The organism is Hydrogenophilus hirschii (genome assembly GCF_054656675.1).
In genome coordinates this window covers 1,047,176-1,069,769 of record NZ_BAAHXQ010000001.1, presented here as the reverse complement: position 1 = coordinate 1,069,769, position 22,594 = coordinate 1,047,176, and the positions used below count along the sequence as shown (strand labels likewise).

General features: G+C 61.7%; 18 protein-coding genes, 1 tRNA gene, 2 pseudogenes and 1 CRISPR repeat array (1 of these 22 only partly in view). Of the genes and pseudogenes, 12 read left to right on the top strand and 9 right to left on the bottom strand.

Annotated features, from left to right (window positions below; translation table 11 throughout):
• The 3 genes from ACYQ4Z_RS05220 to rsmA are packed head-to-tail and all read left to right on the top strand — an operon-like array spanning nucleotide 1 to nucleotide 2,749.
• On the top strand, nucleotides 1-993 hold the full coding sequence (locus tag ACYQ4Z_RS05220; protein WP_119335247.1) for a peptidylprolyl isomerase: 993 nt from the start codon (nucleotides 1-3) through the stop codon (nucleotides 991-993).
• Nucleotides 990-1,940, top strand: a complete 951-nt coding sequence (gene pdxA, locus ACYQ4Z_RS05215) for a 4-hydroxythreonine-4-phosphate dehydrogenase PdxA (RefSeq protein WP_459860281.1) — start codon at nucleotides 990-992, stop codon at nucleotides 1,938-1,940. Before ACYQ4Z_RS05220 ends, pdxA begins: the two co-directional genes overlap by 4 nt.
• Nucleotides 1,937-2,749, top strand: coding sequence for a 16S rRNA (adenine(1518)-N(6)/adenine(1519)-N(6))-dimethyltransferase RsmA (gene rsmA / locus ACYQ4Z_RS05210; RefSeq protein WP_459860279.1), 813 nt, complete (start codon nucleotides 1,937-1,939; stop codon nucleotides 2,747-2,749). Before pdxA ends, rsmA begins: the two co-directional genes overlap by 4 nt.
• 8 nt (nucleotides 2,750-2,757) lie before the next feature.
• Here the strand turns inward: rsmA and ACYQ4Z_RS05205 are convergent, their stop codons facing one another.
• Nucleotides 2,758-2,976: a YgaP family membrane protein gene (locus tag ACYQ4Z_RS05205; protein WP_459860278.1), complete on the bottom strand. Its 219-nt coding sequence runs from the start codon at nucleotides 2,974-2,976 to the stop codon at nucleotides 2,758-2,760.
• A gap of 67 nt (nucleotides 2,977-3,043) precedes the next feature.
• On the opposite strand from ACYQ4Z_RS05205, the gene ACYQ4Z_RS05200 reads away from it, so the two are divergent.
• Complete coding sequence (locus ACYQ4Z_RS05200) at nucleotides 3,044-4,531, top strand: DNA recombination protein RmuC (RefSeq protein ID WP_459860277.1); 1,488 nt, start codon at nucleotides 3,044-3,046, stop codon at nucleotides 4,529-4,531.
• Here the strand turns inward: ACYQ4Z_RS05200 and ACYQ4Z_RS05195 are convergent.
• The gene (locus ACYQ4Z_RS05195) at nucleotides 4,503-5,765 is read right to left on the bottom strand and encodes an Eco57I restriction-modification methylase domain-containing protein (RefSeq protein ID WP_197713615.1); all 1,263 of its coding nucleotides are present in this window, start codon (nucleotides 5,763-5,765) and stop codon (nucleotides 4,503-4,505) included. The two genes, ACYQ4Z_RS05200 and ACYQ4Z_RS05195, sit on opposite strands and share 29 nt — an antisense overlap.
• Nucleotides 5,766-5,850: 85 nt before the next feature.
• On the opposite strand from ACYQ4Z_RS05195, the gene ACYQ4Z_RS05190 reads away from it, so the two are divergent.
• On the top strand, nucleotides 5,851-6,921 hold the full coding sequence (locus ACYQ4Z_RS05190) for an alkene reductase (protein WP_119335241.1): 1,071 nt from the start codon (nucleotides 5,851-5,853) through the stop codon (nucleotides 6,919-6,921).
• Here ACYQ4Z_RS05190 and xth read toward each other — a convergent pair.
• From xth to ACYQ4Z_RS05175, 3 genes are read right to left on the bottom strand one after another with little or no spacing between them, the layout of a single operon-like run.
• Nucleotides 6,900-7,739, bottom strand: coding sequence for an exodeoxyribonuclease III (gene xth / locus ACYQ4Z_RS05185; RefSeq protein ID WP_119335240.1), 840 nt, complete (start codon nucleotides 7,737-7,739; stop codon nucleotides 6,900-6,902). The two genes, ACYQ4Z_RS05190 and xth, sit on opposite strands and share 22 nt — an antisense overlap.
• Nucleotides 7,736-8,347, bottom strand: coding sequence for a YqiA/YcfP family alpha/beta fold hydrolase (locus ACYQ4Z_RS05180; protein WP_459860275.1), 612 nt, complete (start codon nucleotides 8,345-8,347; stop codon nucleotides 7,736-7,738). The genes xth and ACYQ4Z_RS05180 overlap by 4 nt, the downstream gene beginning before the upstream one ends.
• Nucleotides 8,348-8,350: 3 nt before the next feature.
• Entirely contained in the window at nucleotides 8,351-10,489 is a 2,139-nt protein-coding gene (locus ACYQ4Z_RS05175; RefSeq protein ID WP_219971385.1) for a M3 family metallopeptidase, read from the bottom strand.
• A gap of 97 nt (nucleotides 10,490-10,586) precedes the next feature.
• On the opposite strand from ACYQ4Z_RS05175, the gene ACYQ4Z_RS05170 reads away from it, so the two are divergent.
• Nucleotides 10,587-11,384, top strand: a complete 798-nt coding sequence (locus ACYQ4Z_RS05170; protein WP_217125450.1) for an alpha/beta fold hydrolase — start codon at nucleotides 10,587-10,589, stop codon at nucleotides 11,382-11,384.
• Here ACYQ4Z_RS05170 and ACYQ4Z_RS05165 read toward each other — a convergent pair.
• The gene (locus ACYQ4Z_RS05165) at nucleotides 11,353-12,654 is read right to left on the bottom strand and encodes an MFS transporter (RefSeq protein ID WP_459860272.1); all 1,302 of its coding nucleotides are present in this window, start codon (nucleotides 12,652-12,654) and stop codon (nucleotides 11,353-11,355) included. The genes ACYQ4Z_RS05170 and ACYQ4Z_RS05165 overlap by 32 nt on opposite strands.
• A gap of 27 nt (nucleotides 12,655-12,681) precedes the next feature.
• Here ACYQ4Z_RS05165 and ACYQ4Z_RS05160 point away from each other — a divergent pair, with 27 nt between their 5' ends.
• Nucleotides 12,682-12,930, top strand: coding sequence for a hypothetical protein (locus ACYQ4Z_RS05160; RefSeq protein ID WP_459860270.1), 249 nt, complete (start codon nucleotides 12,682-12,684; stop codon nucleotides 12,928-12,930).
• A 515-nt stretch (nucleotides 12,931-13,445) separates the two neighbouring features.
• Here ACYQ4Z_RS05160 and ACYQ4Z_RS05155 read toward each other — a convergent pair.
• Complete coding sequence (locus tag ACYQ4Z_RS05155) at nucleotides 13,446-13,616, bottom strand: phage virion morphogenesis protein (protein ID WP_459860269.1); 171 nt, start codon at nucleotides 13,614-13,616, stop codon at nucleotides 13,446-13,448.
• Between the two features lie 72 nt (nucleotides 13,617-13,688).
• On the opposite strand from ACYQ4Z_RS05155, the gene ACYQ4Z_RS05150 reads away from it, so the two are divergent.
• Nucleotides 13,689-13,765 (top strand) — tRNA-Arg (locus ACYQ4Z_RS05150).
• On the opposite strand, the gene ACYQ4Z_RS05145 is transcribed toward ACYQ4Z_RS05150, so the two are convergent.
• Both ACYQ4Z_RS05145 and ACYQ4Z_RS05140 read right to left on the bottom strand, forming a co-directional pair.
• Nucleotides 13,763-14,740 (bottom strand): phage head morphogenesis protein, encoded by a 978-nt coding sequence (locus ACYQ4Z_RS05145; protein ID WP_459860267.1) that lies wholly within the window; start codon nucleotides 14,738-14,740, stop codon nucleotides 13,763-13,765. The two genes, ACYQ4Z_RS05150 and ACYQ4Z_RS05145, sit on opposite strands and share 3 nt — an antisense overlap.
• A 392-nt stretch (nucleotides 14,741-15,132) precedes the next feature.
• Complete coding sequence (locus tag ACYQ4Z_RS05140; protein ID WP_459860265.1) at nucleotides 15,133-15,450, bottom strand: hypothetical protein; 318 nt, start codon at nucleotides 15,448-15,450, stop codon at nucleotides 15,133-15,135.
• A gap of 173 nt (nucleotides 15,451-15,623) precedes the next feature.
• Here ACYQ4Z_RS05140 and ACYQ4Z_RS05135 point away from each other — a divergent pair, with 173 nt between their 5' ends.
• The 4 genes and pseudogenes from ACYQ4Z_RS05135 (at nucleotide 15,624) to istB (ending at nucleotide 18,760) form a co-directional block, all read left to right on the top strand.
• Nucleotides 15,624-16,526, top strand: coding sequence for an ISAs1 family transposase (locus ACYQ4Z_RS05135; protein WP_459860264.1), 903 nt, complete (start codon nucleotides 15,624-15,626; stop codon nucleotides 16,524-16,526).
• A gap of 47 nt (nucleotides 16,527-16,573) precedes the next feature.
• Entirely contained in the window at nucleotides 16,574-16,780 is a 207-nt protein-coding gene (locus ACYQ4Z_RS05130; RefSeq protein WP_459860262.1) for a hypothetical protein, read from the top strand.
• Nucleotides 16,781-17,146: 366 nt separating this feature from the next.
• Nucleotides 17,147-18,124 (top strand): annotated as a pseudogene (locus tag ACYQ4Z_RS05125) (IS21/IS408/IS1162 family transposase).
• A pseudogene (istB, locus tag ACYQ4Z_RS05120) lies at nucleotides 18,112-18,760 on the top strand (IS21-like element helper ATPase IstB). Before ACYQ4Z_RS05125 ends, istB begins: the two co-directional pseudogenes overlap by 13 nt.
• Nucleotides 18,761-18,904: 144 nt before the next feature.
• A CRISPR array of direct repeats spans nucleotides 18,905-22,594; the repeat unit is 29 nt; unit sequence CGGTTCATCCCCGCATACGCGGGGAACGC (it continues 25 nt past the right edge of the window).

Here is a 22,594-nt window from a genome sequence, read left to right as displayed (position 1 = left end):
ATGAAAAAAAGGGTAGGTATCTGGGTGATCCGATGGGTTTTGGCGAGCGTCATGGTCGCGCTTCCGCCTGCGTGGGCTACGGATACCATCGGTGTGGTTGCCGTCGTCAATGGGGAACCCATTACCTCGTTGCAACTGGAACGGCGTCGCGCCCAGATCGAACGCCAATTGGCCCAGCAAGGGCGTGCGGCACCTGCGCAACAGATCGCCGACGAAGCATTGCGGTCGCTCATCGTCGAGCGTATTCAATTGCAGGCGGCGAAGCGATTCGGGATCGAGGTCGAACCGCGTGAAGTGGACGACGCGATCGCTTCGATCGCGGCGCGCAATGGGATGGACCGGACGCAACTGGAAGCCGCATTGCAGCAAGACGGAATCTCTTGGGCCACGTTCCAAGAGGAGATCCGCCGGCAAATCCTGTTGCAGCGGTTGCAAGCGCGGGTAACGCAAGGGTCCGACACCGTCAGTGACGCTGAACTCGACCATTTCATCGCAGCGTTTCCTGACCTCAAACGCCGTTTTGCCGAAGAGGCGGCGAACGTCGTGCAAACCCATGTCCGCCACATTCTGCTCAAAACGGGGGCGACCCTCACGGACGAGGAGGCAAAAGCGCGCCTCGTCGCGCTCAAAGAGCGGTTGGCGCGCGGTGAAGATTTCGCGGAACTCGCGCGCCTCCATTCCGAAGACGGCTCGGCCGCCAATGGCGGTGACCTGGGTTGGGTGTTGCCGGGCGATTTCGTCCCGGAATTCGAAACGGTAATGAACCGCTTGCCGGTCGGCGCGGTTTCCGATCCGGTGAAAACGCGGTTCGGATGGCATTTGATCCAGGTGGTGGCGCGGCGGCCGCTTGCCGACGATCCCGACGCGTTCCGCAATTACGCGCGCAACAAACTTCGCGAGCGGAAACGGCAGCAGGCGTATGAGGCGTTCGTCCAATCGCTCGAAGCCGAAGCAGTGATCGAGCGACCGACTGGTGAGGGTTTACCGCGGTGAACGAAAACGCACGCGCTCCGTTGGCAATCACGCTGGGAGAGCCGGCTGGCATCGGCCCGGAACTCTGTGCCCGGCTGGTCGAACGGCGCTGGCCGCACCCGTTGGTGCTGATCGGAGATCCCGCATTGCTTGCGCGCTATGGTGTGACGTTGCCGGAATACGAACCGAACAAGCGGGTGCCCTTATCGATCCTGCCAGTTCCGCTTGTGGCACCCGTCACGCCGGGTGTGCTCGATCCCGCGAATGCCGCCTATGTCCTTGCCACACTGGATCGCGCGATCGACGGCGCATTGGCGGGCGCATTCTCGGGCATCGTCACGGCGCCGGTGCATAAAGGGGTGATCAACGACGCGGGGATCCCCTTTACCGGCCACACCGAATATTTGATGGAAAAAGCTCAGGTCACCCAAGTGGTGATGATGTTGGTGGGGGGCGGCCTTCGCGTGGCGTTGGCTACCACCCATTTGCCGCTTGCCGAAGTGCCAGCGGCTATCACCGCAGAACGGCTCGAAGCGGTGATCCGGGTCCTGCACCACGATCTTGTCCATCGTTTCCGGATCGGTGCGCCACGCATCTTGGTTGCTGGGCTCAACCCCCACGCGGGTGAAGGGGGGCATCTGGGGCGCGAAGAGGTCGAAGTGATCGCGCCTACGCTCGCGCGGTTGCGGGAAGAAGGACTCGACCTCGTTGGGCCGCTTCCTGCCGATACGCTGTTTACCCCACGGGTGCTCACAGGGTCTGACGCCCAATTGGCGATGTACCACGACCAAGGATTGGCGGTGCTCAAATACGCCAGCTTCGGCACCGGGGTCAATGTCACATTGGGGTTGCCGTTCGTGCGCACGAGTGTCGATCACGGCACTGCGCTCGACCTTGCGGGAAAAGGGGTTGCCGATCCCGGTAGCTTGTGTGCTGCCGTAACGCTGGCATCCGAACTCGCGCAATGAACCGATCTTTTCCCGCGCCTCGCAAGCGGTTTGGCCAGAACTTTCTGCGCGATCGCAACGTGGTGGCGCGCATCGTCGCTGCGATTGCGCCGCAACCCGGCGAAAAGGTCATCGAAATCGGCCCGGGGCGGGGTGCGCTCACCGAACCGCTCAGCCGTGTCGTGGCAGAGCAGGGGGGGCGATTGACGGTGGTCGAGCTCGACCGCGACCTGGCCGCCTACTGGCAAGAACGCGCGGCGCAGGGTGCACCGATCAACGTGGTCGCGTCGGACGCACTGCAAGTCGATTTTGCCGCGTTCGGTGCGCTTTTGGTGATCGTCGGCAATTTGCCGTACAACGTCTCATCGCCGCTGCTTTTTCACTTCGCGCGCTTTCACGAACAGATCGCGCGGCTCGTTTTGATGCTGCAGAAAGAGGTGGTCGAGCGGATCGCGGCGCAGCCAGGCAGTAAAACCTACGGGCGGTTGAGCGTGATGGTGCAGCGCCGTTTTCGCGTCACGAAATGTTTCGACGTGCCGCCGGGTGCCTTTTGGCCGGTACCGAAAGTGGTCTCGAGCGTGGTGAAGCTCGAACCGTTACGGCCAGACCCTTATCCGCAACTCGACGAGAAGCGGTTCGAAACGGTGGTGCGCACGGCGTTTGGACAGCGGCGTAAAACCTTGGCCAACGCGCTCAAAGGGGAGATCGATAGTGAAACGATACGCGCGCTGGGTATCGACCCCAACGCGCGCGCTGAAACGCTGCCCGTGGACGCGTTCGTGCGTTTGACTCGTGTGCCGTTACGCACAAGCGTCCAAACAGAGCCGTAACGGCGGGGTCAGCCGTTGCTCCCGCCTTCGTTTTGCTGCGGCTTGACCGGACAGGTGTTCATGCCCAGAATGGTATAGAGGGGGCAGTATCCAACCAGCCCGGTGACGAGCGGGACAACGCCAATCCACGTCCACGGGGTACCGATTCCCATGATCGCCAGAACGAGCAGAATGGCGCCTACGGCAATGCGCAGGATTTTGTCGATGCCACCCACGTTGGTTTTCATGGTCGTTCTCCTTCAGGTTCTATGGAATCTCACTATATCATAGTGTATTGATCGACGAGAGACAAGCATGGCGGGTGAAAGTATCATCGGGTGGATTGTTGGGGTCGCAGCATTGGTCGCGGCGGGTTGGGGTTGGCGTCAAAGCATGATTTGGCGTCAACGCTACTTCGATGACGCGCAGAATTGGGCAGACGCGCGCGCCACCCTGTTGGCGCAAGCGGCCCGCCTGGAGGCCGAATTGGCTGCGGCGCGCAGCGAGCTTCAGCAAAAGCTCGAAGCGGAGCGGGCGCGCCACCGGGAAGCGCTCGAAGCGCTCGAAAAGCAACACCAGCAAACGTTGGCAGCGTTGACCGAACGCCATCGGATGGAACTCGCCGCCCGTGACCAACAGCACCAAGAGGCGCTCGCGGCGCGGGACGCGCTCCAAGCCGAGCGTGACGCCGCATGGCGTGAGAAATTGGCGCTCTTGGAGTCGGCACGCGAAACCCTTACTCGTGAGTTCCAGACGATCGCGCACCAGCTCTTCGAAGAGAAGAGCCAGCGTTTTACGGCGCTCAACCAAGAGCAGTTGAGCGCGCTTTTGAACCCCTTGCGCGAACGGTTGGACGGATTTCGCCAAAAAGTGGAAGAGATCTACGTCACCGAAAGCAAGGACCGCGCCGCAATCGCCGAGCAGGTGCGGCAGCTGATGCGCCTCAACCAGACCCTTTCCGAAGAGGCGCGGCAACTCACCCACGCGTTGAAAGGTACGCAGCAGACGCAAGGGGCATGGGGAGAGATCGTGCTCGAACGGCTTTTGGAATTGGCCGGACTCCATGAAGGGCGCGAATACTTCACCCAGGTGAGCCACACCGTCGACGGCGAACGGTTGCGGCCAGACGTGGTGGTGCAACTGCCGGGCGATCGGGTATTGGTGATCGACGCCAAAGTGTCGCTCACTGCCTATACCGAAGCCGTCGCCGCAACCGAAGATGCGGCGCGCGAACGGGCACTGAACGCGCACGTCGCGTCGATCCGGCGCCACATCGACGGCCTTGCGAAACGCCACTATCCTGCGCTCTTTCCTGGTAAGACGCTCGATTTCGTCGTCCTGTTCGTCGCGGTCGAACCGGCGTTTCTCGCCGCGTTGGAGCGGGCGCCAACGCTCTTTGCCGAAGCCTGGGACAAAAACGTCTTGCTCACGAGCCCTTCGACGCTGCTCTTCGTGCTGCGCACCGTCGAACACTTGTGGCGGCAAGAGGCGCAAAGCCGCAACGCGCAGGAGATCGCGCAGCGCGGCGCGGAACTCTACGACAAATTGGTCGGTTTTCTCGACGCGATGGCCGAAGTCAAGCAACGCTTGGCGCAAGCGAACCGGGCATTCGAAACGGCCGAAAAACGGCTGGTGAGCGGCCGTGGTAGCCTCGTCTGGCAAGCGGAGCAATTGAAAGCGCTGGGGGTGAAACCGAAGAAAACGGTTCCCGAGGCGTGGTCCGAGCAAGCGGCAGAGTGCGAAGAAGAAGCCGATCTCACACAGCGCTTATCGGTTACAAATCCTGAGCTGCCTGCGGAATAAAAGGCGCGAACCACTCCGGAAGTGGCGCATTTTCCAGTGATCGTTGCGTGAAAAGATAACGGCCGTCGCAGACGAAACCGAGCGCTTCCCAAGCGACACGATTCAGCGCAGCGCACAGCGCTTCCAGATCGACGGTGGTGTCATGGGGAAATAGCGCCAACACGGAACCCTCGAAGTCGCGGCAGGGGTGGAGGAAAAAGGGTTTTGGGGCACGGGTTTTGGTATTGACATAGACGCGTGGCGCGTCGGTCTGAGGGTGGCTCCGCCCCCAATGCCACCAATTGCTTTCGTCGAAGCGGCGTACCCGGCGGTTGATCAACCGCGCTTTGTGTTCGAGTAACCACGGTGCAGGGGCAGCCGGGTCCGGCCAGAACATGCGCCGCGTCTTTCCGGTGCGCACCGTAGCCGAATAGACGAATTCGCGGTTGGCATAGCGAGGATTCGCGAAAATCGCGTCGGCACCCGAAACCGCCCCCACTTTGACCGAGGCGATCTGGTTGAGGCGAAACGGATGGTGATCCGAAAGGAACAACAGGTGGCCAGCGCACTCGGTGAAGTGGCGCAGCTCCCAGGTGAGTCGTGCCGCGTCGTCGGGTATGGGATCACCGCCTTTGACGGTAGCGACCAGAGTGCGGCGGGAAAAGTCGTTTTTTACATAACGAAAAATCTGACAGTTCGGGAGGGCGTCGGCAAAGATCCGCGCGTCACCCAGCTCGATGAGGTGGGTGATCGTTCCTTGCGCAAAGAGCCAGCGGTTGAGCGGCACTGCCGCGGTGGCTTTGAGCCAATCGCGTGGGGTGATGAAAATCAGTTCGCCCCCCGGGCGTAGCCGGCGGACTCCCTCGGCAATGAAATAGAGGTAAAGGTTGGCGCGGGCGTCGAGTTTGGGCAACGCGAACTGGTCGCTCAGGGATCGCCACAATTTACGTGTGGTCTTATCGATCCATTGTCCACGAACGTACGGGGGATTACCGACGATGGTCGCAAACGTCGCTTCGGGTTCCCAAGCGAAAAAATTGGCAAGGTGCGTGCCCGGTAGCGCAACGGCGGGGTCTCTTTCCACCGCGACGATCGCCAAGGGCGTGGCGCCAAAGCGTTCTCTGAGCGCACGCAGAATCGCGCCATCACCAGCCGCCGGTTCAAGAACCGGACCACGTGGAGTGACCAAGGACGCGATCAATCGCGCCACATTGGGCGGCGTGAAAAATTGCCCCAAAAGCGCTTGTTTGGACACAGCGGCGGATTGACTGTTTGGAGGTTCTGGTTTAAGATGATCCATTGTTAATAACCAACAAGTCACTAAAAGAAAGGAGCAGACGATGGCCGATCTCTTTACTCCGCTGGAAATGGGGCGTTTGACCCTGCCCAATCGGATTCTGATGGCACCGATGACGCGGTGTCGAGCGGAACGTGATGGTACGCCGACTCCGATCATGGCGGAATACTATGCGCAGCGCGCATCAAGCGGGTTGATCATCACCGAAGCGACCGCGGTCGCGCCCGAAGGGATAGGCTACATCTATACCCCGGGGATTTGGAACGACCGCCAGCAAGCGGCGTGGCAGCACGTAACCGAAGCGGTCCATCGCGCCGGCGGCCGAATCTATTGTCAAATTTGGCACGTGGGCCGGGTCTCCCATCCCGATTTGCAACCCAACGGGGCGTTGCCGATTGCCCCGTCAGCGATTGCGCCCGAAGGGACGGTCTACACCTACGAAGGGCCTAAACCGTTCGTCACACCGCGCGCGCTCGAAACGGACGAAATCCCCGGAATCGTTCAGCAGTTTGCCGACGCAGCGCGGCGCGCGATCGCGGTGGGTTTCGACGGTGTCGAGGTCCATGGCGCGAATGGCTACCTCATCGACCAGTTCTTGCGGGACGGCAGCAACCACCGCACCGATCGGTACGGGGGGTCGATCGAAAACCGCGCCCGTTTCCTGATGGAAGTGCTCGACGCCGTCGTGCAGGCGGTTGGAGCAGATCGTGTCGGTTTGCGGCTCTCCCCCGTTCAGCCGTTCAATTCGATGTCCGACTCCAACCCCGAAGCGACGTTTACCCGGGTGGTCGAAATGGTGCAAGCGTGGCCACTTGCTTACCTGCATGTGACACGCATGGGAATCGACCAACCGGGGAAAGCAGGGCCATTTTTCGAGCCGCTTACGCTCAAGAAGCGGTGGCCGGGCGTGTTCGTCGCGAACCACGGTGCGGATCGCGATACCGGTAACCAATGGATTCACGATGGCCTGGCCGATGCGGTCGCGTATGGGGCGCTCTACCTGAGCAACCCCGATTTGGTCGAGAAGTTCCGTACCGGTAGAGCGCTGCGCGCCCCCGACCCGAAAACGTTCTATCAGGGCGGGGCGAAGGGTTACACCGAGTTCGACGATTGAGTTGCCATATTTGTGGGGGGAAGCCATTCCACCCACACCGGTGCATGGTCCGAGGGGCGCTGCCACGTCCGCGGTTCCCGGTCGACGCCTGCGGCGATCACGCATCGGGCAAGCGGCGCGCTCACCAAGATGTGATCGATCCGCAACCCGATGTTGCGCCGAAACGCCCCTTGGCGATAATCCCACCACGAGTAGAGGACCTCCTCTGGGTGGCAGATGCGTACGGCGTCGGTGAAACCCTGCGCGACGAGTTCTGCCCACGCGGCACGTTCGGCACTGGAGACGTGGATCGACTCTTCGGGCCAGCTCGGGTGGGCGTCGCGCGCTTCGGGTGCGATATTGGCGTCTCCCATCACAAAGATCGCTTGACGCTGGGGGTCGAGCGCGGCGAGCCACGCAGTGAGCGCTTCGATCCATCGGAGTTTGTACGCGAATTTTTCGCTGCCCACTGCTTGACCGTTCGGGAAATAGGCGGAAACGGTCCAGAGGGGGCGCGTTTGAGCGGGAATGCGCCACTCAACCGCTAAGAGTCGCGCGGCGTCGTCGGCAAAGCCAGGGATGCCGCGATGGACTTCCTGCGCCTGCCATTCGTTGGGTGCGATGAGGGCGACGCCGTTGTAGGTGGGTTGTCCAAATGCCAGAATTTGGTATCCCCGTTCCGCGAACGGTTCCGTGGGCACCTGTTCGGTGACGCATTTCAGCTCCTGCAACGCGACGAGCGTTGGGCGCTTTTCGTCCAGATAGCGCAGCACGTGGGGCAAGCGCACCTTGAGCGAATTGACGTTCCAGGTCACGAACCGATTCGCATCACAGCTCATAGTGCGGCTCCTGGCACTGTGTGGGCAACCAGAAAGGCGACTACCTGCGGAAGTAGCTCAGAAAAATTCGAAAGCGCATGGTTCCCCCCTTCCAGCATCCAGTGGTGCGCCCCTGGGTAGCGGGCAACCATCTCACGCCAGTCGAGAAGCTCATCACCTTTTGCGGCGACGAGCAAAACGCGCTCGGGATTGGGAAGTAGCCCCACGGCGAGCGCTTCCAGTTGTGCGACGTGTGCCGCGGTGAAGGTGAAACGCTGCGTGGGATCATGCCAGCAGGTCTGCTCACCGATCTGCGCCCGTAAATCGCGTGCGGGGTAGATGGCAGGGTTCAGCAAAACCACCCGCGCAGTCACGGCTTTGGCAGCGAGCCAAGTGGCGTAAAAACCGCCCAGGGACGAACCGACGATCCCGAGTCGCGCGTCCGCAGGAAGCGCGGCGTACCAGCGGTCGATCAGCGCTGCGGCGGCAAAAGGGGCCGGTGGCAGCGCTGGGCAGTGCCAGACGATTTCGGGATGGTGCTCCGCCAAATAGGCCTTGAGCAGCTGGGCTTTGAACGATTGCGGCGACGAGCGAAAACCGTGGAGATAGAGCAGGTGCGTCAGCGCCATCACTCAGGCTCCCGTCGGTTCGGTGTCTGGTTGGGAGCCGAGTGTAAGCGCCAACAGCGCATCGATCTTCGGTTCACGCCCGCGGAATGCAACGAACGATTCGAGCGCGGGTCGGCTTGCCCCCACCGCAAGGATCTCTCGCCAGAATCGTTCGCCCACCGTGGGATCGACCACGCTGCCGCGCGTTTCTGCCGCTTCCAGAAACGCCTGATACGCATCGGCGGCGAGCACTTCGGCCCATTTGTACGAGTAGTACCCTGCCGCGTAACCACCGGCGAAGATGTGGCTGAAGCTGTGGGGAAAGCGGTGCCATTGGGGCGGAGTAAACACCGCCACTTCGGCGCGGACTTCGTCGAGGATCCGCATCACGTCGTCTAGCGCGACGTCATGCCGTCCTTCTGGGGTTGCCGCAACGCCCAATTCGCTGTGGATGCGAAAGTCGAAGAGCGCGAATTCGATCTGGCGGACCGTTTGCATTCCCGCCTGGAAGAAGCGCGCGGCGGTCATCTTGTCGAAGAGCGCGCGCGGCAGTGTCTCGCCCGTTTCGACATGCGCGGTGAGGGTCTGCAGTACTTCCCACTCCCACGCGAAAAATTCGAAAAACTGACTGGGTAGTTCCACTGCGTCCCATTCCACGTGGTTGAGCCCGGCGATCTCGCGCTCTTCCACTTGGGTAAGTAGGTGGTGCAGCCCGTGCCCCATCTCATGAAAGAGGGTGAGGACTTCGTCGTGGGTGAGGGTAGTGGGCTTGTCGCCCACAGGTGGCGCGAAATTGCACACCAAATAGACCACCGGATGATCCACGCGACCATCGAGGTGACGATGGCGGCTTTTCGCGTCGTTCATCCATGCGCCGCCTTTTTTCGTCTCCCGCGCAAAGAGATCGAGGTAGAGGTAACCGACCGTTTCTCCCGCTTTGTCGAGCCGGTAGGTGCGTACGTCCGCGTGCCACGTGGGCAGCACCACCTCTTCGAACGTGACGCCGTAGAGGCGCGTGATGAGCGCGAAGAGCCCGTCGAGCACTTTGGGAAGCGGAAAGTATTGCCGCAGTTCGTCGTCGGAAAAGGCGTATTTCGCTTGGCGCAGCTTTTCGCTGGCGAACGCGATGTCCCATGCTTCCAGTGGGCTCACCCCCAGGGTGTCGCGCGCAAAGCGCTCCAACTCCGCTTTGTCCCGTTCCGCGTAGGGACGCGCCGCGCGGGCCAGATCGGCCAGGAAGTCGCGCACCGCCTCCGGCGACGGCGCCATTTTCGGCGCAAGCGAATAGGCGGCGTAGTGGGGAAAGCCCAAAAGCTGCGCCTCTTCCTGCCGCAGTGCCAAGATTTCCGTGAGAATCGGGCCGTTGTCCTGTTCGGGCGGACCGAATTCGGAGGCGCGGGTGGCGTAGGCTCGGTAAAAGCGAGCGCGCCAGGCGCGATCTTCGGCATACTGCATCACCGGCAGATAAAAAGGCATCTGCAGCGTGAACTTCCACCCCGAAGCGCCGTCGCGTTCTGCTGCGGCACGCGCCATCGCACGGACCGTTTCCGGTAGCCCGGCCAATTGCGCTTCGTCGGTGACGAGTTCGCTATAAGCGTTCGTCGCATCGAGAAGGTTTTCGGAAAATTTCGCTGCCAGTGCAGAGAGCCGCTCCTGGATGGCAAGGAAGCGCGGACGGGCCGTCTCGGGAAGTTCGGCGCCCGAAAGCAGCCGGTCGCGCACTTCCAATTCCAGAGCGCGGCGCCGCCATGCGTTGAGGTCCGGTGCCTGCGCGAGCAAGCGCTTCATGCCCGCGTAGAGATCGGGGTCTTGCCCCAATTCGCTCCAAAAGCGGGTCATCTCCGGCAGCAATTCGTTATAGACGGCACGCCACTCGGGAGTGTCCAGCACACTATGCAAATGCGCGACCACGCCCCAAAGCGCGCCTAAGCGTTCCAGCGCTTCGTCGAGAGGGGCGTACCATTCGGCCCACGTCAACGCGGCGTTTGTGGTCTGCACCGCCCGTTTCGCCTGAGTGACCGCGGCTTGCGCCGTAGCCAGCGCAGAACGGATCGCCGCAGTTGCCCGCTCCGGTGTCAGCGCATCGAACGGAGGGAATTGCCAATGGGTCAGCAAAGGGGTGAGGTCGTCGGAAGTTGGGGTTTTCTCTGTCATCGTTGTCATGGGAAAATCGCGTACCGAGTGGAATCGATAGCCGCAATTGTACCGGCGGCAACCGCGATTCGCCATGCCCGGTGCACACGTGCGTGTAGGACGCAAGATGAACCAGTTTGAACGCTTTGTCGAACACCCCAAGGGGAAGCTTTTCGTAGCCAGTTGGCAGCCGGATCCGGTTGCGCCTTCTGGTAGCGCGAACGTCCCTTTTTTGCTGCTCCACGATTCGTTGGGGTGTGTAGGGCTGTGGCGCGATTTTCCCGTGCGCCTGTCGCAAACCCTTGGGGTGCCGGTCCATGCCTATGATCGCCTTGGTTACGGACGCTCCAGCGCGAAAACTGGTCCGCAGACGCTGTCGTTCATTGCCGACGAAGCAGATGAGGGCATCGTCCCGATACTGGACGCGCTCGAAATCGACCGTTGTGTGTTGCTCGGTCACAGCGTCGGGGGCGCGATGGCGCTCACTGCCGCGGCAATCCACCCAGAGCGCGTCGCGGGCGTGGTGACGATCGCGGCGCAGGCGTTCGTCGAGCAGCGCACGCTCGAGGGCATTCGTGCCGCGAAAGCGCTGTTTGCGCACCCCGAACAACGTGCGCGGCTTACCCGCTGGCACGGAGCAAAAGCGCAATGGGTACTCGATGCGTGGACCGAAACGTGGCTCGATTCGGCTTTCCGGGATTGGTCGCTTGTTTCGGTGCTGCCCAAAGTCACCGCACCGGTATTGGCGATTCACGGGGATCGCGACGAATACGGCTCTGAAGCGTTTCCCAACGCGATTGCCGCAGGCGTCGTAGGGCCGGCAGAACAAGTGATCCTACGCGACTGCGGCCATCTTCCGCATCGCGAACGGCCCGACGAGGTGATGACCGCGATTACCGCTTGGTTTCGGCGCCGTTTAGCGTGACGTTGCGCGCGCGCGTTTCCGTGACCATGAAACCCGCCAGCCACCCGATGACAGCAGCCCCAGCCAAGACACTGATCGCGGCCGTCATCGCGTCGGGCGGGTAGAGGGGGACGCCATCGACCACCGTCGCGCCCCCCAGCGCGTCCAAGATCGCCCCAGCGATGGGTTGCAGCAACGCGCCGCTCAAAAAGCCGCCCATATTGGTAAGCGCAGTGCTCATCCCGGAAAGATGCGGCGGGTTGACCTCTTTCGCGCACGCCCAAGTGAGGACGAACGCCGCATTGGCAAAACCCATCACCAAAAAGAGCAGGAAGGTAACGATTACGGGTTGTGCGGAAAGGGTGAGGAACGCTCCCCAACAGGCCACATAGACGGTGCTGGCGGCTACCAAAACGGTTTTGCGGCGCGCCAGGCGATCCGAAAGCGCACCCAACGCCAGGCATCCGATGGCAAACGCCAGGAAATAGGCAGAAAGGTGGTGTGACGCCAGAATTTTGTCGGCGCCATGAACGCTCATCAGGTAGGGCGTTGCCCAAAGGCCAGCGAACGCAAAAAAGCTGCCCGCGATGCCGAAATTGGCAACCACGGCAGGCCAAGTGCGCCGGTTGCGCACGATGGCCATCAAACCGTTCATCACGGTGCTGCGTTCGATCGGGCGGCGGTGTTCGCTGGGTTCGTTTTCGATGAGCCGCCAACAAAGCAGCGCCACCACGAAGGAAAGTAGCGCGGTAAAGAGAAAGACGCCGCGCCACCCGGTGATCTGCGCAACCGCGGTGAGCGGCGTTCCCGCGAGCATCGAACCCAGGTTGCCCAAAAAGAGCGCAAGACCGACGAGCGACGCGAATCGCCGTTCGTCGTACCAGAGCGCAAAGAGTTTGAGCATTGCGATGAAGGTGACCGAAACCCCCAAACCGGTGAGGGTTCGACCGGCAATCGCCCAGGAGAGCGTTGGTGCCAACGCAAAGAGCAGGCTTCCCGCCGCTGCGACGAACCCGCCCGCAACGATCACCCGTTTGGGGCCGAGCGTATCGGCCAAAATCCCAGTGGGAAGCTGCATCAGGGTGTACACATAAAAGTAGGTCGCGGCCAGCACCCCGAGCGACGCCGCGTTCGTCTGAAACGCCGAGGCGAGCTCCGGAGCAATCCCCGCGGGCGCAAAACGGTGAAAGAAGGACAGCACGTAAGCGGCAATGACGGCAACCAGCGCCAAACGCCGCGCTGCCGCGGAAGGGTGGGATGCGGTAGGGTAAGTGAGCCGGGGTGGGGCCATCGGGTTATCCAGTTGGCAAGCAGAGGAATGGCATTGTATGATGAAATTGTCGAGCAAGTGGGGGATTACGGTTCGGTTATCCTCGTTGGCGATATGCTGGGACCGATTCTTGCTTACATCAACGACCACACTTGGGCGCAATGCGCCTTTGTATTCTTTCTGTTTGTTCCGCCGCTTTTGATGGCGCAGCTTCGCGGAGAAAAAGGACTGGAGTCGCTCGATACCATCGTCAGCTGGCTTGCGTTTCTGCTCATCCTTGGGTTAGCCCTTGTCTGATCGCACCAACCGAAGGGAGATTTTGCCGCCAGCCCTTCTTGCCAGAATACCCTACCCCGTCTGCGTATCAAAGCGGGCGAAAATCCGATCGCGCCTTCCATCAGCGCCTGGCCAACACGATGCATCGCGGGCGTCATGTCCTAGACGCGCCGCGATAGGTCTTCCAGCGCCTTACGAACTTCGCGGTCGTCGATCTCGATCTTGATCATGCGGACTTTATGACGCACACAAGGCCGTCCGCTTTGACGCACGGGCGGGGGAAAGTATATACTATAGCAAGTCATTGGCGCGGAGGGCTGCGATCCCGACCATACAGCGCCAGACGAGCCGCAGGTGACGCAGCGCCTGCGGCTTTCACTCGCCGCCCGCCTCTCGCGCATGCTCTAAGGCATCCGACTTCAATCTCTGAATCTCACGAAGGGCAAGAATCAACCCTCTGTCATCAGGACTTTCTTCAAGCATTGACTATACACGTCGTTCCCATTCTTCGATCTCGGCCATGCTCAAGAAAGGCGTCAGGTCATTATCAACCAATTCCACGGCATAGATGACATTCCTAACTCACTGCGGCAAGCGCCAAACGCTTGATATTTGCGGTGCATCGCCGGCGTCATGTCGGACACGCGCCGGGAAAGGAATTCTAGCGCTGCGCGTACTTCGCGGTCGTCGATCTCGATCTTGATCATGGCGCATCCATCACGAACATCAGGCCCACACCTTGACGCGCGGGCGTGGTAGGGTATACTGATCGCAGCCATGAACCGGCGTGGCCCAATGGCAGGGTGGCTGCCCGTCGAGGGTAAGTAGATGCCGGTTCGAATCCGGCCCCGGTTCATGGCTCCCCATCGACCACTTCTTTGGTGATGCCGATCTCGCCAATGATCGCGCGATAGTCGTTTTCCGATATCTCGCGCCCAGATCGCACCACATTCATCGCGCGTCCAGCTTTTTTCAGCGCATAGTCGTAGCGCACCGCGATTTTTTTCCCCGCAGCTCCGTCGCGATAGATCAACAAAAGCGCTGGCGCTCCCCCTGACTTGTCCAGCAGTACGAGACCGGGATTGCGCAGGTGCACCGGCAGGCCGAGATACCAGCCCCAGTCCAGTTTGTTTGCCTTGGCATTACGGAAAGCGTGCGCCACGTCGATGTCGCTTACCGCAATTTCCGCCGTCTGCGGCGTGACGCCCAGTTCGCCGAGACGTTCAACCCATTTTGATTTGAGCGCGCCAACCATCATCCACTGCCCGGTCGTGCGCACGCGGTCGATACTTTCGGCAAACTCGGCAAAGCGCACTGCCAGCAGCCTAAACACATGCTCTGGCCAGGCATCCACCATCTGCGCACCGATCAGCGCAGGTTTTCCCGCCACCTTGTTGAGCAGCGCATCGACCAGCGCCATGTCCGCGCAGCGCTTGTCGCCACCTGCGGCATGCGCATCCGTGCACAGCACGCTCGCCCCCGGCTGATACCCCCAGCCATTGTCGATCCCGACCGGCTCTCCGGTCTTGGTGTCGATTTCGTCCCAACCGGCAGGCGGTTTGGTGTAGCCCGGTTTGCCGCCGAGCCGCTCCGCGCTCTTGGGGCCGTCCGCGCCGACTACGCGGCACTTGCACCCCCAGCCGTTCGGCGGGTAGTGCGTCTGCCAAAACGGATGATCGGCGGGCAGCGTCAGTCCGTTCCACGCAAGGTGTTGCAAGCGCGGGTTCTCGCTGCCCGAGTGGCGATAGACCCAGTACTTGAACCCGGCGTCCTTCAGTTGCGCAAGCCGCCCGGCGGCGTAGCTTGTAGCAAGATTCGTCTGGTAGATCACGCGCGAGCACCAGACGCTCCCGGCTGGCGTTTCTTCGCCAGTCTAACCGTGCCGCGATACGATCTCAGCGAAGCGCTTGCGAAACGACAAGAGCATCTCAACGTCGGCAATTGCGGTTCATTCTCGCATACGCGAAGAACCTGATAGTATAAACCTACGATAACCGTCGTCGCTATTCTTACCTCCGCCGCGCTGGCCTGGGCCACAGGCGCCAGCCTGATTGCCGGAATTTTCATCGGCATTGCGCTCTCGCCATTAGCGGCCATGCTTCTGGGGCTGGCCATCGGTCTTGCCCGGTCTTGATTTGCCACGCTCACTCCATCAGCTCGTCCGCCTCCAGCGCGTGGATCTCCTTATGGAAGCCGTCATCTCTGTCGTAGTCGTGCCGCTCGTTACGCAGGGAACGCGCTGATCGCTGCTGGTAACATCATGCGACTCCCGGTTGATCCCCGCATACGCGGGGAACGCTTATTTGCCGCCATGTCGAATGCCACCGCCATCTTCGCGGTCATTGCGACGAAGTCCGGCAAATCGCCGATCTTGACGCCAAGTTGGCTGCCAGATTCCGCTAGCGCAGCAAGCTCGGTTTGCGCCAATGGAATTTCACGCGCCATGTGCTTGATGGTGTCGCCACCCAGGCGTGCGTGCGCCTCGGTCGCCTCGCGCGTCCGGGTCTTGAGTCGCTCGATATTCTGCACCAGCGATTGCAACGCGCCATGCGCCGCGCCCGCCGAGGCGGTGATCAGCAGTCCAAGGGACAGGGCAATCGCATGAATGCCACTGTCGTGGACTGCTGAAGTAGTCGTTCCCGATCAATGGGTTGCCAAGGGGGCTATACACAGTGTCTTGATTTGTGTAGTTTTCTCTCTTTTTGGGGTGGCCCATGGAGACGGGGAACAAGCTGCGGTTGGCGGACGTATTCGTATCGATCAGTGATCCGAGGCAAGCGGGCAAGGTCAAACACGACCTGGTCGAACTGTTGGTGGTGGCGGTCGACGGCAAGACCAGCCGACGCACGGGCAAGGTGGATGCCACGCCGCTGCACCTGATCAGCGCGTTTGCGGCAGGTGCGGGCTTGGTGCTGGGGCAGCGGGCGACGGCGGCGAAATCGAACGAGAAGACGGCGATTCCCGAACTGCTGGCCACGCTGGCGCTGGAAGGCTGCATCGTCACCATCGATGCGATGGGCACCCAGGCCAACATTGCCCAAACCATCCGGGATCGTGGTGCTGACTATGTTCTGGCGGTAAAGGATAATCAGCCGACGTTGGCCGCTTCGATACGAGACTTCTTTGCCCAATTCCAAGCACACCCAACACTTACCCCGCACACGGCGGCCGAAACGGTCGAGAAGGATCATGGCCGCCTGGAAACACGCCGTTGCTATGCCTTTGATCAACTGGACTGCTTGGCCAGACCCGAGCAATGGCCGGATCTGAAATCCTTCGCAGTGATCGAGACGGAACGCTGTATCAACGGCAAGATCTCGCTGGAACGCCGTTTCTACATCAGCAGCCTGCCTGCCGATGCCCACCGCCTGGCTCGGGCGGTACGCGCACATTGGGCCGTGGAGAACCGCCTGCATTGGTGTATGGATGTTGCCTTTGCCGATGATCAGATGCGCGTTCGCACCGGTCATGCTGCTCACAATCTCGCCGTCTTGAAGCACATCACCCTGAATCTCATCCGCCTCGATCCCGTCAAACGCAAGGGCGGTATCAAGGCCAGACGCCTCATCGCCGCTACCTCCGACATCTACCGCGCTCAGCTCCTCGGCCTGCAGTGAGCCGTTCATGCGATTGCCCTGGTCCAAGGGATAAGGTGCTGCCTGCCATGCCAAATTTCGTCTATACTGCGCCCATGAATACCGATTCCGCCATTTTCTTGCTGCTGATGGCCGCCTATCTCACGCCCGCACTGATCATGCTGGCAACCGGCGCTTCGCTGGGTGCTGCGTTGCTGGGCGCGCTTTTGGCATTGCCCATCACCATCCCGGTGGCAGGCATCCTAGGCAGCCTTATGCTGGGTGCTCGTTCTTGATCTGCCGTCTCACACAGCCCAGCTGGTTCATCCCCGCATACTCGGGGAACGTGACCAGTGTTGACAGAGCTTCCTACGCGGCAGTGAACACCGTCTAGAAGCGTTCTAACGCCGTTCCTGATTTCTGAGCTGCCTACGCGGCAGTGAACTGGCGCGCTGCGCCATCGACCAGACCGGCATGTTTCTGAGCTGCCTACGCGGCAGTGAACTTTTCACCCGACGGATCACTGTCTTCACCACGTTTCTGAGCTGCCTACGCGGCAGTTGTCAGCACCGATGGTAAATGTCCGCAAAACACCGGTTTGAGATGTCCTCCCGACAAAGCTGGTGCATCCTTGTGTTGTGTCAAGAAGCAAGGAAAGCGCCATGCTCAACCGAGAGGACTGGCTCATGATACGCGAAATGCGAGAAAAGGGGTGTTATGGCGCTGCTGCGCGGTGGGCCGCCGCCGCGACGGCGAAGCGGGATTCGGTCCAGCAAACTCGACCCTTACAAGGCGCAAGTGGATCGGCTGCTTGCCGAAGGGGTCTGGAACGCCACGGTGATCTTTGCCGAGATCCAGGCGATGGGCTACCGCGGCGGGATCAGTATTCTGCGTGACTACATTCGACCCAAGCGAGCGCTGAGAAAGCCCAAGGGCACGGTGCGCTTTGAGACCGCGCCGGGGCGGCAATTGCATTTGGCGGCGTGCCGGGTGAAGTCTGGGTGGACAACCAGAAAGCAGCGGTGCTTGCCCACGGGCTCGATGGAGGCGTGCGGTTCAATCCGGGCTTTTTAGCGCTTGCCGCACACTATGGGTTTCGCCCCAAGGCCTGCCGACCGCACCGGCCGCAGACCAAAGGGAAAGACGAGCGGATGGTGCGCTACGTCAAAGAGAACTTCTTTCAGCGCCACCGGGCGTTTGAAAGCCTGGCGCATCTCAACCAGTTGCTCCAAAAGTGGCTTGCCGAGGTGGCCGACGAGCGGGTGCACGGTACCCACAAAGAGGTCGTGCGCGAGCGCTTCGAAGCGGAGCGCGCGCATCTTGCCCCGTTGCCGCCGGTGCGCTTCGATACCAGCTACCGGCAGACCCGACGGGTGGCGCTCGATGCCTTCATCGACGTGCGCGGCAACCGCTACAGCGTGCCCGCACACTTGTGTGGGCAAACCGTATTCATCCACATGGCCCTGGACGGTACGCTCAAAGTGTTCGACAGCGAAGGCACGGTGGTAGCCGAACACCGGCTGCGTCCGAAGCGCACAGGTTGGAGCGTCGTGCCCGAGCACCATGCCCGGCTGTGGCAGGAACTCAAGGTCGAGACCAGAAGCCTGACCACTTACGCGGAGGCGGCATCATGGAACTGATGCACCTGATGCGCCAACTCAAGATGGAGTACCTGATCGCAAATCTCGACGCCCTGTGCGAACAGGCGGCAAAGCAAAAGCTCGACTGCCGCAGCTTTCTTGCCGATGATCCGAAGCCTTGCCGGACTGGCGTTTGTGGAGCGGGCAGAGAACGTCATCCTGTCAGGGCCGCCGGGCGTGGGCAAGACCCACCTGGCCATCGCGCTTGGCGTGAAGGCTGCCGAAGCGGGTCATCGGGTGCTGTTTCTGACGCTGGAGGAAGTGATGAACCGGCTCAAGCGTGCCCAGCAGGAGAAACGCCTGGAGCGGCAACTGCAGCAGCTTACCTACCCCAAGGTGCTGATCGTCGATGAGATCGGCTACCTGCCGCTTGAACGACAGGAAGCGAGCCTTTTCTTTCGATTGGTGGCCCGACGCTACGAAAAAGGCTCGATCATTCTCACCTCGAACAAAGGGTTTGCCGACTGGGGCGAGATCTTTGCCGACCAAGTGGTGGCCACGGCCATTCTCGACCGGCTGCTGCATCATGCCACCACCCTCAACATCAAGGGCGAGAGCTTCCGGCTCAAGGAAAAGCGCAAAGCCGGGCTCCTGACCAAAGCGGCCAACCTACCCCAACCAGAAGGAGACAGGTAGCCCACCACCTACGGCCTGGGCAGCCAAGCAGCATTCCGTTGAAAACCGGACATCTCGAATCGGTGAAAAGCGGTCAATTGTGGTCGGTGTTGACAGCATACGCGGGGAACGCGGGGCGGCGGATAGCGAAACGTGCAAAACAGCCGGTTCATCCCCGCATACGCGGGGAACGCGAGCCATGCCGAACCACATAGCCAGGTCTAGCCGGTTCATCCCCGCATACGCGGGGAACGCCTCCACGAACGGCATGATTCCTCCAGAATCATCGGTTCATCCCCGCATACGCGGGGAACGCAATAACATCGCCGGGGTACTCATCAACCAGAACGGTTCATCCCCGCATACGCGGGGAACGCGCGACAGCGGCCTCCTGGGGCGCTTTGCGGGGCGGTTCATCCCCGCATACGCGGGGAACGCTGCACAAGCAGGTGGCAGATCAGCTCGCCGCGCGGTTCATCCCCGCATACGCGAAGAACGCCACCGCGTCATACGACGGCACCTGCCAGTCATACGGTTCATCCCCGCATACGCGGGGAACGCCATACCAGGCGGCGCTTGCCGTCCGGCGTCGTCTGGTTCATCCCCGCATACGCGGGGAACGCCTGCGCAGGGCGAGCATGGGCGATGCGCACGACTGGTTCATCCCCGCATACGCGGGGAACGCCGCTCGAAGTCCGCCCACACGTCGGCCAGCAGCGGTTCATCCCCGCATACGCGGGGAACGCTGCGCAGCCTCATCGATTACGAGTCGGGCATACGGTTCATCCCCGCATACGCGGGGAACGCGCCACATCGGTGCCGTCGCCCCATCCTTCGGCCGGTTCATCCCCGCATACGCGGGGAACGCCAAGCACTGGTCGAGGGCACCCGCGAACGTATCGGTTCATCCCCGCATACGCGGGGAACGCCCCGCCGCCGCTGACCCGAAGATCGCCTTCATCGGTTCATCCCCGCATACGCGGGGAACGCCGTAGAGGCGCTCTCGCGCCGCGTTGGTTTCTTCGGTTCATCCCCGCATACGCGGGGAACGCGCACCTTGGCCTGCGCCAGGCTGCCCGTACTGCCGGTTCATCCCCGCATACGCGGGGAACGCGACTACCCGCGATTCCGCGCCGGCCTTGGCCCCGGTTCATCCCCGCATACGCGGGGAACGCGATATCCGCGCCGAAAGAGAGGCTGGCGCCAGCGGTTCATCCCCGCATACGCGGGGAACGCTAATCACCGGCGGCGTGATCGACTTCTGGACCCGGTTCATCCCCGCATACGCGGGGAACGCGAAGCGCCCATCGTGGCGATCCTCTCGGTAGTCGGTTCATCCCCGCATACGCGGGGAACGCCGAGCAGGCGCTGGCAGGCTGCCACCGCCTCGTCGGTTCATCCCCGCATACGCGGGGAACGCGGGCTCCACCAGTAGCCCTGTTCCATGTCGGTCGGTTCATCCCCGCATACGCGGGGAACGCGGAACGACAAATGACTGAAGACCAACTCACCGCCGGTTCATCCCCGCATACGCGGGGAACGCGTTTCGTGGCAGAACTCGTAGGCTGGACAGGTCGGTTCATCCCCGCATACGCGGGGAACGCGAAGACACGGCAAGCACAGAGTCGAGGGCGTGCGGTTCATCCCCGCATACGCGGGGAACGCGCCGAAAGGCAAAACGGCCCGGAAGGAGGCAACGGTTCATCCCCGCATACGCGGGGAACGCTCGATGAGCCACTCGCCGTTCAGATCCTCCGGCGGTTCATCCCCGCATACGCGGGGAACGCGTCGATAATGGACTGGCTAGAGCTGGAGCATCGCGGTTCATCCCCGCATACGCGGGGAACGCGGTTGATCAAGCGCCGCGAGTTCGCTCCGGTGCGGTTCATCCCCGCATACGCGGGGAACGCGACTTCGTCCCACGTCGCTTCGGTCAATTCCGACGGTTCATCCCCGCATACGCGGGGAACGCGTGTTCCGATGACCGCGCGAAGGCGTGGGATGACGGTTCATCCCCGCATACGCGGGGAACGCGCGTGGGCAAAACAGCGAAAGGGGGAAACTGGCGGTTCATCCCCGCATACGCGGGGAACGCCGCAGCCTGGTGTTCCAGATGCGGTTCCGAGACGGTTCATCCCCGCATACGCGGGGAACGCAGGGGTGCCAAAAGGATTTTGGTCGCTGGTTTCGGTTCATCCCCGCATACGCGGGGAACGCACCTCCAGGGAGGTGTAGTGGGCGTTTGGGGTGCGGTTCATCCCCGCATACGCGGGGAACGCGCCTTTCCCGGCGGCTCGGGCCGTCGAAGAAGGCGGTTCATCCCCGCATACGCGGGGAACGCGGCTCTGGGGTGGCGCCCCCAGGGCCGTTTTGCGGTTCATCCCCGCATACGCGGGGAACGCGTCGAGATGGGCGTTCCTGGCGTTGAGATCGCCGGTTCATCCCCGCATACGCGGGGAACGCTCCAGATTTCTCTCTACGCAAGTCCACACATTCGGTTCATCCCCGCATACGCGGGGAACGCTTTCACGCGCTGCTAATGGTTAGGCCCAGCTACGGTTCATCCCCGCATACGCGGGGAACGCTTTATCGGTTCGAGTTTGGGCTCTTCGTTGGTCGGTTCATCCCCGCATACGCGGGGAACGCGATTGAGTTGACGAAACAAGTGCACCATCTCCGCGGTTCATCCCCGCATACGCGGGGAACGCAGCATCTGACCTGCTCCTACCAAGTTAGGTGCCGGTTCATCCCCGCATACGCGGGGAACGCATGAAGGTGGTAGGTAAGATCATCACCACGGTGCGGTTCATCCCCGCATACGCGGGGAACGCAACCCCTCGGCGATGCACAGTGCTGCTGCATCCTGGTTCATCCCCGCATACGCGGGGAACGCCTTCTTTGATTCCTCTTCAAATTCTCTTTCAGCGGTTCATCCCCGCATACGCGGGGAACGCTCCCCCGCCACGGGTACCAGGGCGCGGGATTGCGGTTCATCCCCGCATACGCGGGGAACGCAGCATGGGGTCGCTCGCGGCGTCAAGGGTTCGCGGTTCATCCCCGCATACGCGGGGAACGCTCTAGATAGGCAAAACGGCCCGGAAGAGGCAACGGTTCATCCCCGCATACGCGGGGAACGCATTACTCCTCTAGACATAGCTCATCCTCCGCGCTGGTTCATCCCCGCATACGCGGGGAACGCGTAGGCGGTGTCCAGGTATTCGCCAAGCGTGACCGGTTCATCCCCGCATACGCGGGGAACGCGCGCGCGGCCCTCTTGTGCGATCAGCGCGGCGTCGGTTCATCCCCGCATACGCGGGGAACGCTACGACGACGGTGTAGGCGTCCAGACCATCGGCGGTTCATCCCCGCATACGCGGGGAACGCGTACTGCTGCGCCACTGCGCGCCCGGCCATGGTCGGTTCATCCCCGCATACGCGGGGAACGCGATCGCCAGCACCAACAACGGCCTGCCGTACAACGGTTCATCCCCGCATACGCGGGGAACGCACCAAGACCCGGCATTACGCACGGGGTAAAGTCCGGTTCATCCCCGCATACGCGGGGAACGCGAAGGCGGCGAGGGCTCCGCTTCATTTCTTAGTCCGGTTCATCCCCGCATACGCGGGGAACGCGAGGGCCGTATGTGTTCCAGTTCTCGAAATTGCGGTTCATCCCCGCATACGCGGGGAACGCGGCTCTCGATCTTGTTGGTCTTTTTGGACTCTGCGGTTCATCCCCGCATACGCGGGGAACGCGGGACTGGACGCCATTCGACGACTCTTTCCAATCGGTTCATCCCCGCATACGCGGGGAACGCCCAGGAGGACGAGACCGACATCCAGCCGCGCGACGGT